At 38.8% G+C, this 5,060-nt stretch carries 5 protein-coding genes; 1 reads left to right on the plus strand and 4 read right to left on the minus strand.

Features of this window, described 5'->3' with window-relative positions; genetic code table 11:
* Positions 1–95: 95 nt before the first annotated feature.
* Entirely contained in the window at positions 96–482 is a 387-nt protein-coding gene (locus DWA31_RS12705; protein ID WP_114326956.1) for a hypothetical protein, read from the minus strand.
* A gap of 586 nt (positions 483–1,068) precedes the next feature.
* On the opposite strand from DWA31_RS12705, the gene ltrA reads away from it, so the two are divergent.
* On the plus strand, positions 1,069–2,370 hold the full coding sequence (ltrA, locus tag DWA31_RS12710) for a group II intron reverse transcriptase/maturase (RefSeq protein ID WP_114326957.1): 1,302 nt from the start codon (positions 1,069–1,071) through the stop codon (positions 2,368–2,370).
* An 86-nt stretch (positions 2,371–2,456) separates the two neighbouring features.
* Here ltrA and DWA31_RS12715 read toward each other — a convergent pair whose 3' ends face one another.
* The 3 genes from DWA31_RS12715 to DWA31_RS12725 form a co-directional block, all read right to left on the minus strand.
* Positions 2,457–3,182, minus strand: a complete 726-nt coding sequence (locus tag DWA31_RS12715; RefSeq protein WP_114326958.1) for a hypothetical protein — start codon at positions 3,180–3,182, stop codon at positions 2,457–2,459.
* A 148-nt stretch (positions 3,183–3,330) separates the two neighbouring features.
* A complete protein-coding gene (locus tag DWA31_RS12720; RefSeq protein WP_210725595.1) occupies positions 3,331–3,996 on the minus strand; it encodes a hypothetical protein in 666 nt (221 codons plus the stop codon).
* Positions 3,997–4,104: 108 nt separating this feature from the next.
* Complete coding sequence (locus tag DWA31_RS12725) at positions 4,105–4,485, minus strand: hypothetical protein (RefSeq protein WP_114326959.1); 381 nt, start codon at positions 4,483–4,485, stop codon at positions 4,105–4,107.
* Positions 4,486–5,060 lie beyond the last annotated feature (575 nt).

Here is a 5,060-nt window from a genome sequence, read left to right on the forward strand (position 1 = left end):
TAAAGCAGGCTCCGGGCTTGTCCAACACCCGAATAAGGTGTCGGCTACGCGACACCTATTCTTATTTGTTAGTTTGTTGTTATATTTCAAGCTATTTAACACAAGTTTGAAATCTTACGACAGCAATTATTTTTACAAATGAAGTTTTTTACAACCCATCCGTTCTCATCGTAAATATATCCAGTGCCTCCAGCAAATAACTCATATGTATACGCTTTCTTATTCATTGTTAATTTACCTGAATATTGACAAGGCATAATTAACGACTCTCCATGAGATTCTTCATTACTTACTTGCTTTGCAGAGTTAAAAAAAGAAGTTATTTCGGCCTCTGTTAACTGAAAGTTTTCACAGACTTTGAAGTCTGGCTTTGTGCTATCAACAACTTTTATGGCTGTTAATATTTGAATATTGTTTTCATGATTGATAGCACAAGAAGCAATAAAAAAAGTAGCACTTAATACAAGAATATTTTTTATCATGGAGCGACTCCAGTTTTTAAATATTGAAGCAACTGAACTCCTTCGGCTTTTTTCTTTCTAGCAATTACACCATGGGCATAGACATCTTTATTAAACGCTAACTACTAGCGAATGGCAAGGGCTTATCCGTGAGGATTGGTCTGGAGGAATCCGCTAGCCCTATTGCTATAAAATAAGGCGAGCGGATGAACAAGAACATCATATGAGGCGTAGGCTAGAGGTGAGTTTGCACAAGACGACGAAACCACGTGATCTAATGGCCACCGTAAATGATGCAGCAGTGCAAAGAAAGTGCATGTTCTTATCTGGGGAGATCTGCTTAACAAGCGATCGGAAAGTTACCAGTAAGGCTCTGGTTAATAAGTGCCTTGGCTTTTCATCCTCATCGAGTGAAAAGAGCGAACTAGATGAAAACCGATAGCGCATGACTGGGTAACTAGACATGTGATTAAGCAGAAGTCAGCAGACGGCATAGTAGCCAAATGCCCATCGTAATGGTTGGGACAGGGTGAAGGCCGGAACATTAAGAAGAAAGAGTAGCCTTGTTTAACTGCCTATACTTACTACGCCGTCAGGCGATTACTCTATGCAGCGTTATAACTCGCAGCCAACTTTCAACCAAGATCTATTTCAACAACTACTTGAGCCGATGAATTTACAACGTGCTTGGCAGCGTGTTAAAGCCAACAAAGGAGCGGCAGGTATCGATGGAATGTCCATTGATGCTTTTAGCACATGGGCTCAGCAAGGTGGCTGGCAAACGTGTAAAACTCAATTGGTGCAAGGTAAATATTTTCCTAATGCAGTCAGACGAGTAGAAATTGATAAACCTGATGGGGGTAAACGCCTACTAGGAATACCAACAATACTTGACCGTATTATTCAGCAAGCTATCGCACAAGTATTGACCCCTTTGTTTGATCCGTTCTTTTCAGACAATAGCTTCGGCTTTCGTCCTAATAAGAATGCACAACAAGCGGCCTTTCAAGTGAGAGACATTATTAAGGGCAAGAGAAAATTTGCCGTCGATGTTGACCTGTCTAAGTTCTTTGACAGAGTAAACCACGACTTATTAATGACACAGCTAAAGCGTAAGGTGCAAGATAAACGCCTATTGGCGTTGATTGGCAAATACTTACGTGCTGGTATTATGGTGAATGGTAAGTTAGTGCCCAGTGATGAAGGCGTACCTCAAGGTGGACCACTTTCACCTTTATTATCAAACATTATGTTAGATAATTTAGATAAAGAGCTAGAAAGCCGAGGGCATCAATTCGCCCGCTACGCGGATGACTTTATTATTCTAGTAAAATCAAAACGAGCGGGAAAACGGGTACTAACCAGTATTACTCGCTACCTTGCCACTAAACTTAAACTGGTTGTAAATGAACAGAAAAGCCAAGTGGTTAAAGTAGGTCAAAGTAAGTTTCTCGGTTTTACTTTTAAACGAAGTAAGATCCAATGGCATGCTAAAACAGTGCAACTATTTAAACAAAAGATGAGACGCCTGACGAACCGGAATTGGGGCGTCAGTATGGGTTATCAATTGTTTAAAGTGAGTCAGTATCTGCGAGGTTGGATCAATTACTTTGGTATAGCTAACGCTTATCAAGCTTGTGTTGAACTTGACCATTGGATCCGTCGCCGAGTAAGAATGTGTTATTGGCGTCAGTGGAGAAAGCCACGAACTAAGGTGCAAAACTTACTAAAACGCGGAGTAAGGATCCAAGCGGCCGTAGCTTGTGGTATCACGAGTAAAGGACCGTGGAGAAGTTCGAAAACTCCGGGGATTCAACAAGCATTGAGTAATGCCTATTTGGCTAAAGCGGGTTTGTATTCACTAAGAGAGGGATGGGTCAAGGTTCACTACCCTAATCAGAGTGTTTAGATTAGGGGTTCTAAATGAACCGCCCTGTGCGGAGCCGCATGCAGGGTGGTGTGGGGGCTGGAGGTTAGATACCTCCGGCTACCCGATTAGCTGGCTTTTTTGACAACATTATATTTTCTTTTCCACTTTTTAAAAGTAGGTGAAATATCTTTTATTAAAGTAGAACAATATTCTTTTAATTTTTGATTTTCACATGTTTCAGCTCTTGCATTTGAAAGCTCAATAATTTCATAAACATGGCCAATTGCATTAAAAGCATTTTCTGCTCGATATGCTGCAAGCCTGTACTCAACTCTAGTGCCTATTTCAGGGTGATTCACTGTTGGAGCCGTTTTAGCTGATGGGTGTACTGCCCGATCTCTAAAACTATAAATCGCTTTGAGTATGCCATTGATAGATTGAGTTTGTTCATTAGATAGAGAAAACGATCTTCTCAAAACTTCAGTAACTTGTTTATATCTAGCAGTTCCTTTTTTACCTGAACGCCAAGAGTTAATTAAATCAGGTGGTAATTCAATTCGTTCAACTAAATAAGCATCAATAGCTATGCAGCTTGCTGTTATAGATTGCATGCCCGCAAGAAATTCTTTTTCAAGGTAACGGTTTAGCTCTTTTCCAACTGCAACTTTAACTTTTTCATTGAACTTACTTGCTTTAACTAAGTGATCATATGCAATATCTAGCCAATAAGGACACATATCATAACCTAATTCAATTTCTCCATGCATTTCAGACTTCATTTCGCCGTGATCAGAAATAGTTATTGAAAACGATGGAATTGATATCTTTTGTCCTTTACCTGAAATAATCACTTAAACTAAAACTTCCTTTTATACTCGGTGCTTGATGATAGCTCTGCCAGCTAACGCCTCATTAAGAGGCAAAAAATTGTTGGCTAAAATTAGCGACGAAGGAGCAAAAGCCAACTGTTTTTTGTCCTTTTGAATGACTTGTTATAAATCACTTCACCACTGTCATATAGTGAGGGAGGCGAACTTTACCGACTTTTTGAACTTTTTTTCCTAAAAATTGCAACCTTGCACTATCAATTATTCCTTCAAGTTTACTTAGATAACTTGTACACAACTCTTCAATCGATTTTTGTTTTAATCCATCTTCTTCTGGAGCGGGAAGTTCGCTGAAATGCTGTTTAACATCAGCCATACTTAAAGGGAGCTCAACATAATAGTGCTCTTTAGTACCATCGGGTAATTCGATTATCCAACCACTTCCACCAAGTTGATCTCCAATAAAAAAACCATTAGCACCTGGCGGCGGAGTACCTAGCTTAGCCATATCTCCTGGATTAATATTTAAACTAACAGATGTCGAAATAGGCAGTTTCCCTTGTTTTAATATCTCGTTGCGTAAAGTTACGAAATATTTCATCACCACATCAGATTTCAAGTTTTCTTGTATTGGCGAATACCAACTTATAAATTCGTCCTCACCTACGGGTGTTTTTAAGTTTTGAATTACAAAAGTTACAGACCTTCCGAATACAATCAGATTCCTTAGACCTGAAGTACGTCTTCTTTTATTCGATAAATCTTCAAAGCCAAACTTGGCAGTTTGTAATGTATCTTCTGCTTTTTGGATAATTGCCTCGATTTCCTTTATCGCCACCGTACTCTCCGTGATTTATAACGCCGCAATAAGCGGAAAATTATAGTTGGCTAAAATGTTTGAGGAACGAAAAACAGCCAACTGTAAATTTTCCGTTTAATTGCCTTGTTAGGCATTTTTATTACCGAGCCATATTTGAAAATAAGCGATACTAATAATTAACTCGGTAGCAATAGCCAGTCCTATGCCTGCCCCAGGAAAACCTCTAACCAACTCAAATACACCTAAAAGAGCTAAGGAAAAAATAGAAATAGATATACTTATACAAATAGCTTGCCTTGACTCCGAATTAGAAGCGTTACGTCCCACCCAAGAAAATATAGCAATACAAGCAAAAAGCATCGCAGCCCTGCGCCCCATAAAAAATGCCGAATCATTCTCCGGTATTTGAAATAAATAAAATATAATTTCAGGGTAAATTAATAAAACTAAACATATAAGAAACGTAATACATGCTGTTATTACACTTAATTTTTTAAACTCGAACATATGATTAATCCTCTAAATGCCTAACGCTTAATTAAACGGCTAAGTAACGTTGGCTATAATCGCGAAGCGGTGGCCAACTGTTACGTGTCCGATTTGAATTACCTTGTTATATGTTGACTGCTTGGGACACATATAACGATTAAAAAATACGAAAGGCTAATGCGTGGAATGAGTAGAACTAACAACGAACCGCCACTTTGCCACTAACCGTGAATTTGAGCCGTTTACGCCAAAGCTTATAAAGCGAATAACACAAACAAAAATTATATAACCTAGAGGGAATTGAGCGAAAGGCACCAAATCCATTTAGGCGAAAACTGTTTAGCCAAAAATACTAAAACAGAGTAGAGCGCTTAAGTTACCACAAAAAAGAAACGAAACAAGCGCAAAACATTTAAATAAAATACCAAAACCACAAAATAAAATAACTTGAACAAGTGGTGGCATATAACGCCCATTTAAGGGGCTGATAATAGTTTGCTAAAATGTGTAGCGAAGCGAAACCGAGCAAACTGTTAGCAGTCCCGCTTTAAATTCTTGTTAGCTATACGACTCCACTAAAGCCTGCCATTTAG

It is taken from the genome of Candidatus Colwellia aromaticivorans (genome assembly GCF_003333305.1).
Classification (GTDB): domain Bacteria; phylum Pseudomonadota; class Gammaproteobacteria; order Enterobacterales; family Alteromonadaceae; genus Colwellia; species Colwellia aromaticivorans.